Here is a 17,996-nt window from a genome sequence, read left to right on the forward strand (position 1 = left end):
GCGACTCGGCGGACCGCCGCCCGCAGCCCTGAACGCACCACCCGCGAGGACCGCCTTGAGCACTGAAGCCCGCAGAGTCCAGTTGCAGGACAACCTGAACCGGACGCGCGAGGCCATCGCCGACGCCTGCGAACGCGCGGGGCGCGACCGCGGCGCGGTCCGCTTGGTCGTCGTCACCAAGACCTTCCCGGCGCTCGACGCCGCGACCCTCGTGGACCTGGGCCAGACCGACCTGGGGGAGAACCGCGACCAGGAGGCCGCGCCGAAGGCCGCCGACCTCGCCGCGCGCGGTCTGGAACCGGTGTGGCACTTCGTGGGCCAGCTCCAGCGCAACAAGGCCCGCTCGGTCGCCGCGTACGCCGACTGGGTGCATTCGGTCGACCGCGACTCCCTCGCCGAGGCCCTCGACCGGGCCGCCGCGGCGCACGGGCGCCGCCTCAATGCACTCGTCCAGGTGAGCCTCGACGGCGACACCTCGCGCGGCGGCGTCGTCGCCGCGGACGTCGAGCCGCTCGCCGAGCGCATCGCCGCCCTGGCCTCGATCGACCTCAAGGGAGTCATGGCCGTCGCGCCGATCGGCTGGGAGCCCGCGAAAGCATTTGCGCTGCTTATGGAGTCCTCGGCAGTGGTGCGCCGAGTGGACCCGGGCGCCGCCGAGGTCTCGGCGGGCATGAGCGGCGACTACCGCGAGGCCGTCGCCGGTGGGGCCACAATGGTCAGACTGGGGAGAAACGTCCTCGGCGAACGTGAGCCGATGGCGTAAGGTATACGGCAGTAAAGGGATCTATGCCGCGGCCGTGCACCATGAACCGCGGAAAAACACATCCGTGTAAGGAGTCGGCGCTAGGATGAGACCGCGTACCTGACTCAACAGGGGCGGCCCGAGGAGGGAGCAGGATCGATGGGCGCGATGCGGAAGGCAGGCATCTGGCTCGGCCTCATCGAGGACGAGGAGGAGCGCGGCTACAACGGCTATGAGCAGAACGACGAGTTCGCCGAGGAGCCGGCGCCGGCGGCCCCCGCCCGTGCGCGCGGATCGCAGCGGACCACCGGCCGGGTCGGCCGCCCCGCCGAGGAGCGCCGTCTCGACGACCGGCGTTCCGACGACCGCCGCCTTGAGGACCGCAGCCCCGTCCGCCAGCTCAACCGCGGCTCCGGTTCGGTCACGCCGCTGACGCGCGACAACCTCGCGCTCGCGGAGCCCTCCACGATCCGGCCCGTGCCGTCGGAGGAGGAGTCCCCCGTGAACTACCGGATCACCACGCTCCACCCGACGACGTACAACGAGGCGCGCACCATCGGCGAGCGCTACCGCGACGGCACGCCGGTCATCATGAACCTCTCGGAGATGGAGGAGGCCGACGCCAAGCGCCTGGTCGACTTCGCCGCCGGGTTGATCTTCGGCACCCGGGGCTCTTTCGAGCGGGTGACGAACCGTGTGTTCCTCCTCTCGCCGCCGCACGTCCAGGTGACCGCGGAGGACAAGGCGAAGATCGCCGAGGGCGGGTTCTTCAACCAGGCGTGACCGGGCGGATAGACTCCACACCGTGAACCTGGCACTCCAGCTCGTCTACTTGGCGCTCTTCGCGTTCTACCTGTTCCTACTGGCTCGCCTGGTGTGCAGCGTGGTGGTCCAGTTCTCCCGCCGCTGGGAGCCCGGCCCCCGCGCCGCGGCCCTGCTGGAGACGGTCTACAGCGTGACCGACCCTCCCCTGAAGGGGTTGAGGAAGGTGATACCCCCTCTCAGGCTTGGTACTGTATCGATTGATCTGGCGTTCCTGGCGCTGCTCCTGATCGTGTGGATCCTGATGGACTTCGTGATCGCGGGATTCATCTCCTGAGCAACGCCGGGCGGGGGTGCGAGGCACGGTTATCGTGTCGAGTGGCCTTGCGCGCCAGGCGAACAGCTGAGAAGGAGTTTCGAATGCCGCTGACCCCAGCCGACGTTCACAACGTCACGTTCAAGAAACCCATGCTCGGAAAGCGCGGATACGACGAGGACGAGGTCGACGGTTTCCTCGACGAGGTCGAGCGCGAACTCGCTCGCCTCAGCGATGAGAACGGCGAGCTTCGCGCCCAGGTCGACAGCCTCCGCGCCGGTGCTCCCCCCGGAGCCGCCGACCACGCCGAGATGGCCGCCGCACTCGACCGGGTGCAGCGGGAGAAGCACACCATGGAGCAGCAGCTCCAGGAGCTCGACGGCGAGCTGCACGAGATGCACCAGCAGATGGTCGCCTCGCAGCAGCAGGCCCAGCAGCTCCAGCAGGAACTGGTCCAGCGCCCCCAGCAGGAGGCCCCCGCCCCGGCCGCGGCCGGCGGCGGCGAGCAGGAGGCCCTGCGCCTCCTCATGGTCGCCCAGCGCACCGCCGACGAGCACCTGGAGGACTCCCGCCGGGAGGCCGACACGCTCCTGAGCGAGGCCCAGCACGAGGCCCAGACGATGGTCTCCGAGGCGCAGCGCGAGTCGCAGACCATGGTGTCCCAGGCCCAGCGCGAGTCCAAGACCATGGTCACCGAGGCCCAGCGCGACGCCGACACGATGGTCACCGAGGCCCGCACCCAGGCCGAGGACCTCGTGGGCCAGGCCCGCGACAAGGCCGAGCGCATGGAGATGGAGGCCGAGGACGAGCGCCAGAAGGTCATCGGCCAGCTGGAGGAGTCCCGCACCTCGCTGCTCCACAACATCGAGGAGCTCAAGACCTTCGAGCGCGAGTACCGCACCCGCCTCAAGCTCTACCTCGAAAGCCAGCTCCGCGACCTGAACGGCCAGCAGGGCCGCACTCAGGAAGAGGTCTTCGAGGAGGCCCAGCGCGAGTCCGGCGGCAACGAGCGGACCGGCGCCCGGTCGGCGTTCGTGATGCAGGGCGGCCGCGGCTGACCCGACTCCCGCCTCCCCGGGAGCCGCACGTGCCGAGGCAGGGTCGCGCGAAGCGACATTGGCACGCCTGCGGGCATAACCTGAACGTGGGTCGCCTCGTTATCCATGGGTGAGCGGGTGAGGGCGCCGGTGTCCCGAGTACGGGACGCCACGGCCGCCCTCACCGCCGCCACCATCATGCGTTAGCGATCCGCGGTCCCCTCGGGGCCGCGGTAGGACCGCGCGAGGGCCCCGCTGCCCCGCGCAGGGGAGGACACGACGTGATCGTCAGCAGCCTGCTGATCCTCGTCATAGCGGCGGTCTTGCTGGTCACTGGCATGATCACCGGGAACGACCAGTTGCTGGTCTCGTCGATCACCGCGAGCCTCGCCGCGGGGATCGCGCTCTACGTCGGCATCCGCGGGAGGGGCGCCAAGCGCCCGCGCATCGCCTCCCAGCGGACCGGCCGCGCCGTCGCCGACGACGACACCCAGCAGTTCCGCCGCATCGGCGTGGACGACAGCCCCACCACGGAGCTGCCGCTCATCGAAGGCAAGGTCTTCGACTCCACCGACTACGCCGTCGACCGGGACCCGGAGCTCCGCTTCGAGGACCCGCAGCGGCAGGCCGCCAGTCACCGGGCACCCGAGTCGCTTGCCGACGAGCCCACCGAGCAGCGCATGTCCAGCGTCGAGGCCGCCGGCCTCATGCGCCTGGACACCGAGGTCGCCGTCGTCGACGGGCGGCCCCGCTTCCACCACATGTCGTGCGCGCACCTCACCGGTCGCGACCACGAGCCGCTCGCCGTCTCCGAGGCCCTCGAACTGGGGTTCACGCCGTGCGCGATGTGCGAGCCCGCCTCGCGCCTCCTCATGGCCCCTGTCGGGGGACGCTGAACGCTGACGCACAGTCCGGGGTCAAGTTCCCGAAGTAATTGACCTAGTTGCAGGTCTTGCGTATCCTGTGTGCTTAATTGCGCGGCAGGCTCCCGCCTCGGCGGGGCCTGGCGCGCATTGTCCTCGTTTCGGCGAGGTCGTCAGGAGTACGCGAACTCGGGAGCCGCCATGACGAACGCCCGACGCAGGGCACTGCCGCGGCCCCGGCGTGTCCGGACGACACCGGAACCCGAGCCGACACACCCCTCCAGAGGCGCCTCATGAGTCCAGCCAAGAAGACCCAGAAGCAGGCCGCGAAGCAGACGGCCGCCGCCGGCGCCGTCAAGAAGGCCGCCGTCAAGAAGAGCGCGGTGAAGAAGGCGCCCGTGAAGAAGGCGGCGGCGAAGACCGCCGCCGCAGCGGCGCCCGCGAAGAAGACCGTCAAGAAGTCGGTCAAGAAGGCCGCCGCGAAGACCGCGGCCGCGACCGAGGCCGCCGCGCCCCCTCCGGCGGCCCCCGAACCCGACCACCAGCTGCGCACCGAGAGCGAGCAGGCCGAACTGCGCGCCGCGCTCAAAGAGCGGCTCGACGAGCTCGTCGCCGAGCAGCGCCGCTACTCCGACTCCATCGCCGTCGCCCAGCGCGAGCGCCTGAGCGACACCGCCGGGGACGACCAGATCGACTCCGGCTCCAAGACCGTCGAGCACGAGCACGAAGTGGCCGTCGCGGGCGCGATCTCCGAGCGCATCCGCCAGGTCAGCCACGCCCTCGAACGCATCGACGAGGGCGGCTACGGCTTCTGTGAGAAGTGCGGCAAGCCCATCCCGGCGGCTCGTCTGGCCGCCTTCCCGTCGGCTACCCTCTGCGTCAGTTGCAAACAGCTTGAGGAGCGACGCTGAGCGAGGACACCCAGCCCGGGGCCGACGACGGCCCCGGCCCCGACGACACCACCCCCGACGACACCGCCCAGGACGGCGGGACCGAGGCGGCGCCCCGGCGCCGCCGGCCCGGCCTGACCCTGGCCGCGCTGCTCATAGCCGCGGTCGCCGTCGGCCTGGACCAGTGGACGAAGTACCTGGCCGAGGCCAACCTCGACCCCCAGGAGCCCGTCCGCATCCTCGGCGGCCTCGTCTACCTGAGCCTCACCTGGAACTCCGGGGCCGCGTTCAGCCTCGGCACCGGCTACACGTGGATCTTCACGATCGTCGCCTCGGCGGTCGTCGTGTTCCTGGTCTTCCTGTCCCGCAGGATCGTCTACCCCGGCTGGGCGATCGCGATCGGCCTGGTCCTCGGCGGCGCGGCCGGGAACCTCATCGACCGGTACTTCCGCGAACCCGGCTTTGCCCACGGCCACGTCGTGGACTTCATCAGCGTCTTCAAGCCCTTCGCCGAGGTGTTCCCCATCTTCAACCTCGCCGACTCGGCCCTGTGCTGCGGCGTCGTCCTCATCGTGCTCCTCGAACTCACCGGCCACGGCTTCTCGCCCGAGGCCCGCAAACCGTCCCGCGAGGACGCGAAGGCGGACGCATGAGCGGCGCCGACGCGCGCCAGACCCGGTCGCTGCCGGTCCCCGAGGGCTTCGAGGGCCAGCGGATCGACCAGGTCGTGTCCCGGCTCCTGGGCCTCTCCCGGACCGTCGCCGCCGAGCTCGTCACCGCCGGGGACGTCACCATCGACGGCGCGCCCTGCGCCACCAAGTCCGAGCGGGTCTCCGCGGGCGCCTGGCTGGAGGTCGTCCTCCCGCCGCCGCCCGAGGACGTCCGCAACCGCGTCGAAGAGCCCGTGGTCGGGCTCGACGTGGTCTTCGACGACGACGACATCGTGGTGGTCTCCAAGCCCGTCGGCGTCGCCGCCCACCCCAGCCCCGGCTGGACCGGCCCCACCGTCACCGGCGGCCTCGCCGCCGCCGGGTACCGGCTGTCCTCCCACGGCGCCGACGAGCGCCAGGGGATCGTCCACCGCCTCGACGTCGGCACCTCCGGCCTCATGGTCGTCGCCAAGAGCGAGCGCGCCTACTCCGAACTCAAGCGCGCCTTCAAGGAACGCAGGGTCTCCAAGCGGTACCGGGCCGTCGCCCAGGGCCACCCCGACCCGCTGTCGGGCACGATCGACGCCCCCATCGGGCGCCACCCGCGCCACGACTACAAGTGGGCCGTCGTCGCCGAAGGCAAGCCCAGCGTCACCCACTACGACACGATCGAGGTCTTCCCCGGCGCGTCCCTGATGGACCTCGGCTTGGAGACCGGCCGCACCCACCAGATCCGCGTCCACTTCTCCGCGCTCGGCCACCCGCTCGCGGGCGACCTCACCTACGGCGCCGACCCCGTCCTCGCCGAGAAACTGGGCCTCACCAGGCAGTGGCTGCACGCCTACCGCCTGGAGTTCGTCCACCCCGGCACCGGCCGCACGGTCACCTTCACGAGTGATTACCCGGACGACCTGGAGACGGCGCTGGCGCGGTTGCGAGCCGACCAATAGGCAACCTCTAGACTTGGGCCAGGTGCCCGCCGCACCGTCGGGGCGGGCGTAACGCACGCCTCACCCCCGGGCCGCTGCCGCCCGCGATTCGCAACGGGCCTTGAGGAATCGTTGTGTTCTAATAGTCGCGGGTGGTAATGGCGTCCGGTCGGGGCGGCGAGGAATCGCGGGCCGCTGTGCTCGCAGTCCGACCACCGCACCGGTCGAGAGGAGGTCGCACGTGAACACGCCCGAACCGTGGAGCAACGACCGCAACAACGACAGCTCGCGCTGGCAGAAGCTGCTCGGCCGCGGCCGCGGACGCGCCGGAGGCGCGCAGCAGACCCCCACGCCCCCGCCCCGCGAGTCCTACCCGCCGTCGCAGCCGCCCGGCCCCCCGCCCGGCCAGGCCCACTACTCGGTGCCGACCGCGGGCCGCCGCCCGCCGGTCGCCACGCAGACCCCGCCGAGCGCCGCGCAGATGACCCAGCCGATCCGCCCGCCGCAGGGCCTGCCGCCGCAGCCGCGCCAGCCGCAGCCGTCGGCCGAGCCCAGCCCGGTCGCGCTCCAGCGGCTCCGCCGCGACCTCGGCCGCAGCCGCGTCATCGCGTTCATCAACCCCAAGGGCGGCGTCCACAAGACCACCGCCACGGTGCTGTCCGCCGCGGCCATGGGCACCGCCCGCAACGGCGGCGTCATCGCCTGGGACGACAACGAGCTGCGCGGGACCCTCGGCCTGCGCGCCGGGTCCGCCCGGCACGGCCGCACCATCCGCCACCTCGTGGAGCACCTCGACCAGGTCGAGGCCGCGGGCGTGCACCTGCCCGAGCACCTCGACGAGTTCCTGCGCCACTCCTCCGACGGCTCGTTCGACGTGCTCGCCGGGGACGAGGACCCGAAGCTCCAGCGCCGCCTCGACCCGACCACGGTCCTGCGCGTGCTCGACATCCTCACCCGCACGCACAAGCTCGTGTGCATCGACACCGGCAACAACGTCGAGTCCCCGAACTGGCGGACCGTCGTCTCCTCGGTGGACCGGCTCGTGGTCACCACGGTGCCCCGCGAGGACGCCGCGTTCTCCGCGGACTGGATGCTCGACCACCTCGAAGAGGGCGGGTACGGCAACCTCGTCAAGAACGCGGTGACGCTCCTGTCGATGCCCACCCCGAACCCGGGCCCGCTCCTGCACGACCTCCAGCGGCACTTCTCGCAGCGCACCCGCGCCTGCGCGGTCGTCCCGTACGACCCGTCGCTGGAGCCGGGCGCGAAGATCGAGTTCTCGGCGCTGCGCCCGGAGACCCGCGCCGCCTGGTTCGAGGCCGCCGCGACGATCGTGGACGGTCTGTAGCGGACCCGTCCACCGAACACGCCACCGCGCCCTGAGGCCGCTGTGGCAGGATTCCAGGCGTGACCGACGAAGCGACCCCGGTGTCCCCCGCGACCGACCCGCACGTCTACGGCGGCCCGCCCGAGCGGTCCCCGCGCACCGTCGGCCGCGACCTGCTCGCCGCGGGCGTCCTCGCCGTGGTCCTCACCGCGCTCGGCTTCCCCGCGGCGATGCTCTGGCAGATCGTCACCCCGCGCGTCGAGTTCGTCGTCGTGGACGGCGGCTGGCTGCCCGTCGAGACCTACCCGGACGGCTACATCGAGGGCGACCTGGTGTTCGCCGGGATCGGCCTGGTCCTCGGGATCGCCGCCGCGATCTTCGCGTGGTCGGCGATGCGCGAGCGCCGCGGCCCGCTCCTCCTCCTCGGCCTGGTCATCGGCTCGATCGCCTGCCAGGTCGTGGCGTGGAAGATCGGCGCGAACGAGTGGCAGCAGTTCTGGGACGCCGTCGAGCGCGCGCCCGTCGGCGTGCACATGTTCCGGCCGCCGTCGGTCCTGTTCGTCGAGCTGGACCCCGGCGCCGCCTGGGACGCGCTCAGGGTCGGGCATCTCACAACGGCCCTCGACTCGCTCCAGCTCGGGGCGCTCGCCGTCATGGCCCTCGCCGCGACCTTCACTTACACCGTCTGCGCCGGTTGGTCACGTCGCCCGAGCCTTCGCACGGACGCTCCCGAATAGCGGTATGCCCTTTGACCTGGAAATGCGGGTGACTACGCTTGGAGCGTGCTCAGACGCATCGACCTATCAGGAGCCGTATCCGACTATCCGGCCCGCGCACTGCGCGAGCTGATGCCGCGCGCCGCGTTCGACGTGAACGAGGCGCTGCGGTCGGTCCAGCCGCTCATCGACGACATCGCCCGCCGCGGGACCGCCGCCGTGGTCGAGATCGTCGAGCGGTTCGACGGCGTGCATCTGGAGCACCTGCGCGTCCCCGAGGCCGCGATCAAGGCCGCCGTCGCGGAGCTCGACCCGGACCTGCGCCGCGCTTACGAGACCTCCATCGAGCGGGTCCGCACCGCGCACGAGGCCCAGCGCCTCCCCGACGTCACCACCGAGGTCGCCCCGGGCGGCACGGTCACCGAGCGGTACCTGCCGGTCGGCCGCGTCGGCCTGTACGCGCCCGGCGGCCTCGCCGTCCTCGCGTCCTCCGTGATCATGAACGCCGTCCCCGCGCAGATCGCGGGCGTCGGCTCCATCGCGCTCGCCACGCCCGCGCAGAAGACCAACGGCGGCCTGCCCGACCAGGGCATCCTCGCCGTCGCCGGGCTCCTCGGGATCGACGAGGTGTACGCCGTCGGCGGCCCCGCCGCGGTCGGCATGTTCGCCTACGGGACCGACGAGTGCGAGCCGGTGGACATGATCACCGGGCCCGGGAACATCTACGTCACCGCCGCGAAGCGGGCCGTGCGCGGCCTCGTGGGCATCGACGCCGAGGCCGGGACCACCGAGATCGCCGTCATCGCCGACGCCGGGGCCGACCCGGTCCACGTCGCCGCCGACCTCATCAGTCAGGCCGAGCACGACCCGGCCGCCGCCTCGGTCCTCATCACCGACTCCGCGGCCCTCGCCGACGCCGTGGACGCCGAACTGGAGCGCCGCGCGCCGGCTGCCCGCCACGCCGAGCGCATCCTGACCGCGCTCGCGGGGGAGCAGTCGGGGACGATCCTCGTCGCCGACATCGACGAGGCCGTGGCCGTGGCGGACGCGTACGCCGCCGAGCACCTGGAGATCCAGACCGCGGACGCCCGCGAGACGGCCCTGCGCATCCGCAACGCCGGGGCGATCTTCGTCGGCGCGTACTCGCCGGTGTCCCTCGGCGACTACTGCGCCGGGTCGAACCACGTGCTGCCCACCGGCGGGTGCGCCCGCCACTCGGCCGGGCTGAGCGTGCACACGTTCCTGCGCGCCGTCCACCTCATCGACTACTCCCGCGAGGCCCTCGAAGTCGTGGCGGCGGACGTGGTCACGTTTGCGAACTCCGAGGACCTGCCCTCGCACGGCGAGGCCGTGACCGCCAGATTCGAGGCCCCGGTCGTGGAGGAAGCACAGTGAGCGAGATCGAGGACCTGCTCCGCGCGGACCTGCGCGGGCAGTCGCCGTACGGCGCCCCGCAGCTGGACGTCCCGGTCCAGTTGAACACCAACGAGAACGCCTTTGCGATCCCCGAGGACGTGGCGGCCGTCGTCGCCGAGTTCATCGGGCGCGAGCTGCGCGGCCTCAACCGCTACCCCGACCGCGACGCCGTCGCCCTGCGCACCGACCTCGCGGCCTACCTCGGCCACGGGCTCACCGCCGACCACGTGTGGGCCGCCAACGGCTCCAACGAGATCCTCCAGCAGCTGCTCCAGGCGTTCGGCGGGCCGGGCCGCACCGTGCTCGGCTTCATGCCGTCGTACTCGATGCACCCGCTGCTCGCCCGCGGCACCGGCACGGTGTTCATCGACGCGGGCCGCGAGGACGGGTACACGCTCAGCCCCGCGTACGTGCGCGCCGCGATCGAGGAGCACGACCCGGACCTGGTCTTCCTGGTGTCCCCGAACAACCCGACCGGGACCGCGCTCGACGCCGAGGTCGTCGAGGCCGCCTACGCGGCCGCGCGCGGCATCGTCGTCATCGACGAGGCGTACGCCGAGTTCGCCCGCGACCCCGCCTCCACCGCGCTGGGCCGCCTGGAGGGACGCAGGCGCCTCGTCGTCACCCGGACCCTCTCGAAGGCGTTCGCGTTCGCCGGGGCCCGCGTCGGCTACCTCGCCGCCGACCCCGAACTCGTGGAGAAACTCCTGCTGGTGCGCCTGCCGTACCACCTGTCGAGCATCACGCAGGCCGCCGCCCGCGGCGCGCTCGCGTGCGCCGCCCAGCTCCAGGGCGAAGTTGACGAGCTGAAGCACCAGCGCGACCGGATCGTGAAGAGCCTGCGCGCCAAGGGACTCCCCGTCGCCGACTCGGACGCGAACTTCGTGCTCGTCGGCGGCCTCAAGGACGCCGCCGCCGTGTGGCGCGCGATCCTCGCCGAAGGCGTCCTCATCCGCGACGTGGGCCTCCCCGGGCGCCTGCGCATCACCGCCGGCACCGACGAGGAGACCACCGCGCTCCTCGACGCGTTCGACGCCGCCATGACCGACCGCCCCGAATTGTTCGAGGAGAGCAAGTAAGTGAGCCGCACCGCGCACATCGTCCGCACCACCGGTGAGACCAGCGTCGACGTCTACGTCGACCTCGACGGCACCGACAAGGTCGTCGACATCGCCACCGGCGTCGGCTTCTACGACCACATGCTCCACCAGCTCGGCAAGCACGGCGGCTTCGACCTGAAGATCGCCGTCAAGGGCGACCTGCACATCGACGCCCACCACACCATGGAGGACACCGCGATCGCGCTCGGCCAGGCGTTCGCCGAGGCCCTCGGCGACAAGGCCGGCGTGGTCCGCTTCGCCGACGCCTCCGTGCCCCTGGACGAGGTGCTCGCGCGCGCCGTCGTGGACCTCTCGGGCCGCCCGTACATGGTCCACGACGAGCCCATGGACATCGCGCCGGTGATCGGCACCGACTACCCGACCTCGATGACCCGCCACATCCTCGAATCGTTCGCGTACCACGCCCGGATCTGCCTGCACGTCACCGTGCTCCGCGCCGCCAACCCCGGCCAGAAGCCCGACGCGCACCACGTCATCGAGGCCCAGTTCAAGGCCCTCGCGCGGGCCCTGAAGTACGCGACCCGCATCGACGGCACCGACATCCCCTCCACCAAGGGGGTCCTGTGAGCTGGGCCGGGCCGATCCTCCTCATGGCGCTCGCCGGGATCCTCCTCGGCGGGGCCGTGAGCCTGCGCCGCAACGGGAAGCTCCCCGCGGCGGTCGTCACCGCGCTGCTCGCCGTCGCCGCGTTCGGCGGCGGCGTCTACCTCGTCTACGGGTAAGGGGGACAAGGTGACCAAGCCGACGGTGGCCCTGTTCGACTACGGCTCGGGCAACCTCCGCTCCGCGTTCCGCGCCCTGGAGCGCGCCGGAGCGGACGTCACGCTCACCAGCGACCTCGACGCGGCCCGCCGCGCCGACGGCCTCGTCGTCCCCGGCGTCGGGGCCTACGCGGCCTGCATGGAGGGCGTCCTCAAGAGCGGCGTCGACGCCGTGATCCGCGAGCGCGTCGCCGCCGACGCGCCCGTGCTCGGCATCTGCGTGGGCGAGCAGGTCCTGTTCACCGAGGGCATCGAGCACGGCGTGGAGACCGCCGGGGTCGGCGTCCTCGAAGGCCGCGTCGAGCTCATCGACGCCCCGCGCATCCCGCACATGGGGTGGAACACCGTGCGCGCCGACGCCGGGATGCGCCTGTTCGCGGGGATCGGCCCCGACGAGCGCTTCTACTTCGTGCACTCCTACGCCGCCAAGGCGAAGCCCGCGGGCTCGCTCGTCGCGGTGTGCGAGCACGGCGAGCCGTTCATCGCGGCCGTCGAGCGCGGCGCCCTCGCCGCCACCCAGTTCCACCCCGAGAAGTCCGGCGACGCCGGGTACGCGCTGCTGACCAACTGGATCAAGGAATTGTGATGACCGAACTTCAACTGCTCCCGGCCGTCGACGTGACCGGAGGCAAGGCCGTCCAGCTCGTCCAGGGCGTCGCGGGCTCGGGCAAGCAGTACGGCGACCCGGTCGAGGCGGCCCTCGAATGGCAGCGCCAGGGCGCCGAGTGGCTCCACCTCGTGGACCTCGACGCGGCCTTCGGGCGCGGCTCCAACCACGAGCTGCTCGCCGAGGTCGCAGGCCAGGTCGACATGCAGGTCGAGCTGTCCGGCGGCATCCGCGACGACGAGACCCTCAAGCGCGCCTTGGCCTCCGGGGTCCGCCGCGTCAACATCGGCACCGCCGCGCTCGAAGACCCGGAGTGGTGCGACCGGATCTGCGGCGAGTACGGCGACCGCGTCGCCATCGGCCTCGACGTCAAGGGCGGGCGCCTCGCCGCGCGCGGCTGGACCCGCGAGGGCGGCGAGCTGTTCGAGACCCTGGAGCGCCTGGAGCGCGCCGGGTGCGCGCGGTACGTGGTGACCGACGTGAACTCGGACGGGATGCTCTCGGGCCCCAACCTCGACCTGCTGCGCAGCGTCTGCGAGGCCACCGACAAGCCCGTGATCGCCTCCGGCGGGGTGTCCTCCCTGGACGACCTGCGGGCGCTGGCCGGGCTCGTCGACGCCGGGGTCGAGGGCGCGATCGTGGGAACCGCGCTGTACGAGCGTAACTTCACGGTCGCTGAAGCGTTGAACCTGCTGAAAGGTATGTAGCTCAAGGGGAGGCGCGCATGGCACTGGTCGAACGGGTTCCGGAGACCGGGCCGTGGGCGCAGCTCTACGGGTACTCGCGCGCCGTCGCGGTGGGCCCGCTCGTGCTCACGAGCGCGTGCACCGCCGACGTCGAGGCGAGCCCGCATCTGGAGGGCGATCCGGCCGGGCAGGCCCGCGAGGCGTTCCGGACCGCGCTCGACGCGATGGTCCACGCAGGCGCCGGGGTCTCCGACGTCGTGCGCTCCCGCCTCTACGTGACCGACCCGGCCCACGCCGACCCGGTGGGCCGGGTCCACGGCGAGTTCTTCGGCGTCGTCCTGCCGACCGCCACCGTCGTCATCGTGACGGGGCTCTTCCACCCGGGCCAGCTCGTGGCCGTGGAGCTGGAGGCGTTCCGGGCCTGGCGCGACATCGACTAGCCGCGAGGCGGCCTCGCATCGATTGCTCGCGAACGGGCTTCGCGTCACGGACAGTGTCGGACCCCTCGCGTACGTTTGAAAACAAGGGGACCCCCGGACGCCCGATTTGTGGAGACACTCCCGGTTGATACGGAATGATTTGGGGAGTTATGCCGCCTGGCGGCTTAACGACCGTTCAGTAGTATTGGCCGTGGGCCCGACCGAAGGCCCGCCGTAGTCTCGCCAAAAGTGAGGTGTCACCGTGGACGCTGAAGAGATCGCCGAAGGCCGTGAGCGCTGGGCCAAGCGCTACGCCCACGCCGCCAAGCGCGACGCCGACTTCACGACCCTGTCGGGTCTCGAAGTCGAGCCCGTCTACGGTCCGCCGGAGGGCGTCGAGGACCCGCGCATGGGCCGCATCGGCTGGCCTGGGGAGTTCCCGTACACCCGCGGCCTCTACCCGACCGGCTACCGCGGCCGCCAGTGGACCATCCGGCAGTTCTCCGGGTTCGGCAACGCCGAGCAGACGAACGCCCGCTACAAGATGCTCCTCGGCGCGGGCGGCGGCGGCCTGTCCGTCGCGTTCGACATGCCCACGCTCATGGGCCGCGACTCCGACGAGCCCGCCTCCCTCGGCGAGGTCGGCCACTGCGGCGTCGCCATCGACTCCACCGCCGACATGGACCGCCTCTTCGACGGCATCGGCCTCGGCGGCGTCACCACCTCCATGACGATCTCCGGCCCGGCCGTCCCGATCTTCTGCATGTACCTCGCCGCGGCCGAGCGCCAGGGGGTCGACCTCTCCACCCTCGACGGCACGCTCCAGACCGACATCCACAAGGAGTACATCGCGCAGAAGGAGTGGCTGTTCCCGCCCGAGCCGCACCTGCGCCTCATCGGCGACCTCATGGCCTACTGCGCCGAGAACATCCCCCGCTACAAGCCGCTCTCCGTCTCCGGGTACCACATCCGAGAGGCCGGATCGACTGCGGCGCAGGAGCTCGCGTTCACCCTCGCCGACGGCTTCTCCTATGTGGAACTCGGCCTGTCGCGCGGCCTCGACGTGGACGTGTTCGCGCCGGGCCTCTCGTTCTTCTTCGACGCGCACATCGACTTCTTCGAGGAGGTCGCGAAGTTCCGCGCGGCCCGCCGCATCTGGGCGAAGTGGCTGCGCGACGTCTACGGCGCCGAGACCGAACGCGCGCAATGGCTCCGGTTCCACACCCAGACCGCCGGGGTCTCGCTGACCGCGCAGCAGCCGTACAACAACGTGGTGCGCACCGCCGTCGAGGCGCTCGCGGCCGTCATGGGCGGCACGAACTCCCTGCACACCAACGCGCTGGACGAGACCCTCGCGCTCCCCACCGACCAGGCCGCGGAGATCGCCCTGCGCACCCAGGCGGTGCTGCGCGACGAGACCGGCGTGACCAACGTGGCCGACCCGCTCGGCGGCTCCTGGTACGTCGAGGCGCTCACCGACAAGATCGAGGCCGAGGCCGAGGACCTGTTCCTCCAGATCCTCGCCCTCGGCGGCGAGACCGGCGAGAACGCGGCCGACATCGCCCGCGAAGCGGCCGGGCGCCACGAGATCGGCCCGGTCACCACCGGCATCCTCCGCGGCATCGAGGAGGGGTGGTTCAACGCCCAGATCGCCGAGTCGGCCTTCACGTACCAGCGCCAGCTCGAAGACGGCACGAAGCACATCGTCGGCGTCACCGAGCTGACCAACACCGTCACCTCCGACCTGGAGATCCTCCGCGTCTCCGGCGAGGTCGAGCACGGCCAGAACGCGCTCCTCGCCGAGCGCCGCGCGGGCCGCGACAACGCCGCGGTCGAGCGGGCCCTCGCCGAGATCGTCACGGCCGCAAAGGGGACCGCGAACCTCATCGAGCCGATCCTGAACGCCGCCCGAGTGGAGGCCACGCTCGGGGAGATCTGCGGGGCGCTGCGCGACGAGTGGGGCGAGTACCGCGAGAACGCCGCCATCTGACCCGGTCGACACGATGTTCACCCCGCGCCGTTGATCTCGCGCCCGCAACGGTGTAACAATGGGGTGTCAAGTACCTATATGGGGCAACATGCTTCAAACCGATGTCCATTAGGGGCAGGAGGGCGATCGCATGGGAGACGAAGAGACAGAGGGAAAGCGGCGCGGCCCGCACGAGTACGCGCACCTGGCGCCGCTGTTCTGGGAGCTGGCCGGGCTCGACGCGGACGACCCGCGGCGGGCCGAGGTCCGGGAGCGGCTCGTGACCGGGCACCTCCCGCTCGCCGAGCACATCGCACAGCGCTTCTCCGGCAAGGGGATCGCGAAGGACGACCTGGTGCAGACCGCGTCCGTGGGCCTGATCCACGCGGTCGACCGCTTCGACCCCGGCCAGGGGACGGACTTCCTCTCGTACGCGGTGCCGACCGTGATGGGCGAGGTCCGGAGGCACTTCCGCGACACGAGCTGGCCCATGCGGGTCCCGCGGCGGCTCCAGGAGCTGCGGATCGCGGTGAACCGGGCGGGCGCGGAACTGTCGCAGCGCCTCGGCCGGCCCCCGACCGACGCCGAGGCGGCCGAGCACCTCGGCATCACCGAGGCGGAGGTCCAGCAGGGCCACGAGGCCCGGCAGGCGTACCGGGCGCTCTCGCTCGACGAGGCGCCGTCCGCCGACGACGGGGCGCCGCGCCTCGGCGACACCGTCGGCGGCGAGGACGCCGCGCTCGGCCTGGTCGAGGACCACGAGTCGCTCGTCCCGCTCATCCAGGAGCTCCCGCAGCGCGAGCAGAAGATCCTGGCGCTGCGGTACTTCGGCGACATGACGCAGACCCAGATCGCCGAGGAGGTGGGCATCTCGCAGATGCACGTCTCGCGGCTCCTCCACCGCACGCTCGGCGAACTCCGCGAGGGCCTTGAGCAGGCGCCCGAGCCGGAGTAGCGGACCGGGACGGCGGGTCCCCCCGCCGCCCCGCCCCGCTCACACGTCCCGGTGCTCCAAGGCGTCCCGGATGTGGTCCACGAGCCCGACGCCGGGCCCGACGACGAGGTTCGCGGGCGTCGAGTCCGGCGCGTGCGGATGCGGCCGCGTGGGCGCGAAGTCCTTGGCCGCGAGCATCTTGAACCCGATGTCCTGCCGCTCCTCGGCGTCGCAGGCCGCGCCGAGCCGGGGGAGGAGGTCGGCCTCCTCGGCGATGATGTGCGCCCTGACCCCGGTGACGAGCCGCTCCAGGAGCGGCTCGAAGTCGGCGTCGGCGGGCCCGCGCTCGTCCAGGGCCTTCATGACCATCTCGGCCTCGCCGTAGACGGCCAGCTCGTGCTCGACGACGGCCTTGCCGTCGTCGAGGCGCTTCCTGATCACGGGGTGCGCGAACTGCTCCTGGACCACGGCGTGGCGCACCAGGTTCGCGACGAGGTGGTCCACGAGGGCCTTGCGGCCCACCGGTTCCGAAGCGGTGGCCTCCAGTTCGGCGAAGGCCGCCTCGAACGCGCGGTGGTCGTCCTCGACCACGCGGATGAGATCGGTGTCCTGTTCTGTCCGGGGCATCGCTGCCTCCTCAGGGTGTCGGGGCACTCGGTTTCGGGGGAGTACGGGGGCGGGAGGGCCGCCGGGAGCTCCGGCGGCGGCCCTCCCCGGGGCCGTCCGCTCCTGACGACCGTGGTCAGGAGCGGATCGACTCCACCAGGCCGCCGGTGACGGATTCCGGCATGCCGTGTGACACGTCCGCGAGCGCGATGATCCCCACCAGCCGCCCCTGGTCGATCACGGGGATGCGGTGGATCTGGTGCTCCTTCATCTTCGCGATGGTGATGTCGATGTCCTCGTTCGCGTCGGCGAGGATGAGGTGGCCCTGCGGGAGCCGGTCGACGGTGTACGTCGCGGCGTCCTCCCCGGCGGCCATGACGTTCACGACCAGGTCGCGGTCGGTGACCATGCCCTTGATCTTCTCGTCGTCGGCGCCGCAGATCGGGAGCGCGCCGACGTTCAGCTCCGTCATGAGGCGCGCCGCGTCGGCCGCGGTCTGGTCGCTCTTGACGCAGGTGCACCCGGTGTGCATGAGTTCGCGTGCGGTTGCCATGTGGCCCATCTCCTTCATCGGGACCGCCCGAGTAGTGAATGTTCCTCGATTTTCTCCGGATCGCCGCGGTCCCGGGCGAGAAGCGCCGAATCCGTCGCCGCCCGCCCCGTCCTCCCGGCTACCCGCCGCCCCGCCCGCGAAACCGCGTGTTTCGCCGCCGCCGCTCCGGGAACCCGGACGGGGTGATGCCGCCGATCCCCAGGACGCCATCAGACGCGCCCGGGCGCCAGGCCCGGGCCCCGCACGGAAGGACGCACCGATGACCAGCACGAGCACCCACCCCACCGACACGACTCCCGGCACGGTGCCCGAGAGCGAGCCCGGGTCCACCGTCGAGGCGCTCCTGCGCGAGGCCGACCACGCGCGCGACCGCATCAACGACGCCGTCGCCGAGATGCGCGACCGCCTGGGCCTCGCGCCCGACGCCGAGGACGCGCACGGCCCGTTCGCCCCGGTCCGCCGCCACCCGTTCACGGTGGCCGTCGCCGCCGCGGGCGCCGTCACGGCCACCGTCGTGACGGTCGCCGTGACCCGCGGCCACCGCCGCTCCGAGGCGCGGTCCGTACGCGACCTCGCCCGCCGCATCCGCCCGCGCCGCTCGAAGCTGCGCCGACTCGTCGGCCGCTGAGCCCCCGAGACCGCACCGGCGGGCCCGACGGCCCGCCGGTGCGGCGTGTCCGGGCCAGGGAGCT

21 protein-coding genes and 1 pseudogene are annotated in these 17,996 nt (G+C 71.9%); 20 read left to right on the forward strand and 2 right to left on the reverse strand.

Going from position 1 to position 17,996, the window contains the following annotated elements:
* Nucleotides 1-55 precede the first annotated feature (55 nt).
* From AB0A65_RS21330 to AB0A65_RS21420, 19 genes and pseudogenes are all read left to right on the forward strand, one after another.
* Complete coding sequence (locus AB0A65_RS21330) at nucleotides 56-763, forward strand: YggS family pyridoxal phosphate-dependent enzyme (RefSeq protein ID WP_359953645.1); 708 nt, start codon at nucleotides 56-58, stop codon at nucleotides 761-763.
* Between the two features lie 138 nt (nucleotides 764-901).
* Nucleotides 902-1,525 carry a cell division protein SepF gene (sepF, locus tag AB0A65_RS21335; protein WP_359953647.1) on the forward strand — a complete coding sequence of 208 codons (624 nt, stop codon included), beginning with the start codon at nucleotides 902-904 and terminating at the stop codon, nucleotides 1,523-1,525.
* A 22-nt stretch (nucleotides 1,526-1,547) separates the two neighbouring features.
* The gene (locus AB0A65_RS21340) at nucleotides 1,548-1,841 is read left to right on the forward strand and encodes a YggT family protein (RefSeq protein WP_091043670.1); all 294 of its coding nucleotides are present in this window, start codon (nucleotides 1,548-1,550) and stop codon (nucleotides 1,839-1,841) included.
* Nucleotides 1,842-1,924: 83 nt separating this feature from the next.
* Nucleotides 1,925-2,878: a DivIVA domain-containing protein gene (locus tag AB0A65_RS21345; RefSeq protein WP_359953649.1), complete on the forward strand. Its 954-nt coding sequence runs from the start codon at nucleotides 1,925-1,927 to the stop codon at nucleotides 2,876-2,878.
* 260 nt (nucleotides 2,879-3,138) lie between these two features.
* The gene (locus tag AB0A65_RS21350; RefSeq protein ID WP_359953651.1) at nucleotides 3,139-3,753 is read left to right on the forward strand and encodes a hypothetical protein; all 615 of its coding nucleotides are present in this window, start codon (nucleotides 3,139-3,141) and stop codon (nucleotides 3,751-3,753) included.
* Nucleotides 3,754-4,265: 512 nt separating this feature from the next.
* Entirely contained in the window at nucleotides 4,266-4,631 is a 366-nt protein-coding gene (locus AB0A65_RS21355; RefSeq protein ID WP_359953934.1) for a TraR/DksA family transcriptional regulator, read from the forward strand.
* A 134-nt stretch (nucleotides 4,632-4,765) separates the two neighbouring features.
* Nucleotides 4,766-5,263, forward strand: a complete 498-nt coding sequence (gene lspA / locus AB0A65_RS21360) for a signal peptidase II (protein WP_359953936.1) — start codon at nucleotides 4,766-4,768, stop codon at nucleotides 5,261-5,263.
* Entirely contained in the window at nucleotides 5,260-6,210 is a 951-nt protein-coding gene (locus AB0A65_RS21365) for an RluA family pseudouridine synthase (protein ID WP_359953653.1), read from the forward strand. The genes lspA and AB0A65_RS21365 overlap by 4 nt, the downstream gene beginning before the upstream one ends.
* A 553-nt stretch (nucleotides 6,211-6,763) precedes the next feature.
* Nucleotides 6,764-7,537, forward strand: a pseudogene (locus AB0A65_RS21370) (chromosome partitioning ATPase); the annotation flags it as partial.
* Between the two features lie 59 nt (nucleotides 7,538-7,596).
* Complete coding sequence (locus AB0A65_RS21375) at nucleotides 7,597-8,253, forward strand: DUF2567 domain-containing protein (protein ID WP_359953655.1); 657 nt, start codon at nucleotides 7,597-7,599, stop codon at nucleotides 8,251-8,253.
* A gap of 45 nt (nucleotides 8,254-8,298) precedes the next feature.
* On the forward strand, nucleotides 8,299-9,627 hold the full coding sequence (hisD, locus tag AB0A65_RS21380; RefSeq protein WP_359953656.1) for a histidinol dehydrogenase: 1,329 nt from the start codon (nucleotides 8,299-8,301) through the stop codon (nucleotides 9,625-9,627).
* Nucleotides 9,624-10,727: a histidinol-phosphate transaminase gene (locus AB0A65_RS21385; RefSeq protein WP_359953658.1), complete on the forward strand. Its 1,104-nt coding sequence runs from the start codon at nucleotides 9,624-9,626 to the stop codon at nucleotides 10,725-10,727. The genes hisD and AB0A65_RS21385 overlap by 4 nt, the downstream gene beginning before the upstream one ends.
* Complete coding sequence (hisB, locus tag AB0A65_RS21390) at nucleotides 10,728-11,336, forward strand: imidazoleglycerol-phosphate dehydratase HisB (protein WP_359953660.1); 609 nt, start codon at nucleotides 10,728-10,730, stop codon at nucleotides 11,334-11,336.
* Complete coding sequence (locus AB0A65_RS21395; protein WP_359953662.1) at nucleotides 11,333-11,491, forward strand: hypothetical protein; 159 nt, start codon at nucleotides 11,333-11,335, stop codon at nucleotides 11,489-11,491. The genes hisB and AB0A65_RS21395 overlap by 4 nt, the downstream gene beginning before the upstream one ends.
* 10 nt (nucleotides 11,492-11,501) lie before the next feature.
* A complete protein-coding gene (hisH, locus tag AB0A65_RS21400) occupies nucleotides 11,502-12,116 on the forward strand; it encodes an imidazole glycerol phosphate synthase subunit HisH (RefSeq protein ID WP_359953664.1) in 615 nt (204 codons plus the stop codon).
* Complete coding sequence (gene priA / locus AB0A65_RS21405) at nucleotides 12,113-12,844, forward strand: bifunctional 1-(5-phosphoribosyl)-5-((5-phosphoribosylamino)methylideneamino)imidazole-4-carboxamide isomerase/phosphoribosylanthranilate isomerase PriA (RefSeq protein WP_359953666.1); 732 nt, start codon at nucleotides 12,113-12,115, stop codon at nucleotides 12,842-12,844. The genes hisH and priA overlap by 4 nt, the downstream gene beginning before the upstream one ends.
* A gap of 17 nt (nucleotides 12,845-12,861) precedes the next feature.
* Nucleotides 12,862-13,263 (forward strand): Rid family hydrolase, encoded by a 402-nt coding sequence (locus AB0A65_RS21410; RefSeq protein ID WP_359953668.1) that lies wholly within the window; start codon nucleotides 12,862-12,864, stop codon nucleotides 13,261-13,263.
* A gap of 241 nt (nucleotides 13,264-13,504) precedes the next feature.
* Nucleotides 13,505-15,232, forward strand: coding sequence for a methylmalonyl-CoA mutase family protein (locus tag AB0A65_RS21415; protein WP_359953670.1), 1,728 nt, complete (start codon nucleotides 13,505-13,507; stop codon nucleotides 15,230-15,232).
* Nucleotides 15,233-15,362: 130 nt separating this feature from the next.
* Nucleotides 15,363-16,166, forward strand: a complete 804-nt coding sequence (locus tag AB0A65_RS21420; RefSeq protein WP_359953672.1) for an RNA polymerase sigma factor SigF — start codon at nucleotides 15,363-15,365, stop codon at nucleotides 16,164-16,166.
* Between the two features lie 39 nt (nucleotides 16,167-16,205).
* Here AB0A65_RS21420 and AB0A65_RS21425 read toward each other — a convergent pair whose 3' ends face one another.
* Together AB0A65_RS21425 and AB0A65_RS21430 are read right to left on the reverse strand one after the other, a co-directional pair.
* A complete protein-coding gene (locus AB0A65_RS21425) occupies nucleotides 16,206-16,772 on the reverse strand; it encodes a hemerythrin domain-containing protein (RefSeq protein WP_359953673.1) in 567 nt (188 codons plus the stop codon).
* 115 nt (nucleotides 16,773-16,887) lie between these two features.
* Nucleotides 16,888-17,304, reverse strand: coding sequence for a CBS domain-containing protein (locus tag AB0A65_RS21430; RefSeq protein ID WP_359953674.1), 417 nt, complete (start codon nucleotides 17,302-17,304; stop codon nucleotides 16,888-16,890).
* Nucleotides 17,305-17,563: 259 nt separating this feature from the next.
* On the opposite strand from AB0A65_RS21430, the gene AB0A65_RS21435 reads away from it, so the two are divergent.
* Entirely contained in the window at nucleotides 17,564-17,932 is a 369-nt protein-coding gene (locus tag AB0A65_RS21435; protein ID WP_359953676.1) for a hypothetical protein, read from the forward strand.
* Nucleotides 17,933-17,996 lie beyond the last annotated feature (64 nt).

This window comes from Glycomyces sp. NPDC047010 (genome assembly GCF_040644205.1).
Classification (GTDB): Bacteria; Actinomycetota; Actinomycetes; order Mycobacteriales; family Micromonosporaceae; genus Glycomyces.

Coding starts and splice junctions, on each gene's coding strand:
- sepF (WP_359953647.1), top strand. CDS start 902: ATGGGCGCGATGCGGAAGGCAGGCATCTGGCTCGGCCTCATCGAGGAC.
- AB0A65_RS21345 (WP_359953649.1), top strand. CDS start 1,925: ATGCCGCTGACCCCAGCCGACGTTCACAACGTCACGTTCAAGAAACCC.
- AB0A65_RS21365 (WP_359953653.1), top strand. CDS start 5,260: ATGAGCGGCGCCGACGCGCGCCAGACCCGGTCGCTGCCGGTCCCCGAG.
- AB0A65_RS21410 (WP_359953668.1), top strand. CDS start 12,862: ATGGCACTGGTCGAACGGGTTCCGGAGACCGGGCCGTGGGCGCAGCTC.
- AB0A65_RS21420 (WP_359953672.1), top strand. CDS start 15,363: ATGGGAGACGAAGAGACAGAGGGAAAGCGGCGCGGCCCGCACGAGTAC.
- AB0A65_RS21425 (WP_359953673.1), bottom strand. CDS start 16,772: ATGCCCCGGACAGAACAGGACACCGATCTCATCCGCGTGGTCGAGGAC.
- AB0A65_RS21430 (WP_359953674.1), bottom strand. CDS start 17,304: ATGGCAACCGCACGCGAACTCATGCACACCGGGTGCACCTGCGTCAAG.
- AB0A65_RS21435 (WP_359953676.1), top strand. CDS start 17,564: ATGACCAGCACGAGCACCCACCCCACCGACACGACTCCCGGCACGGTG.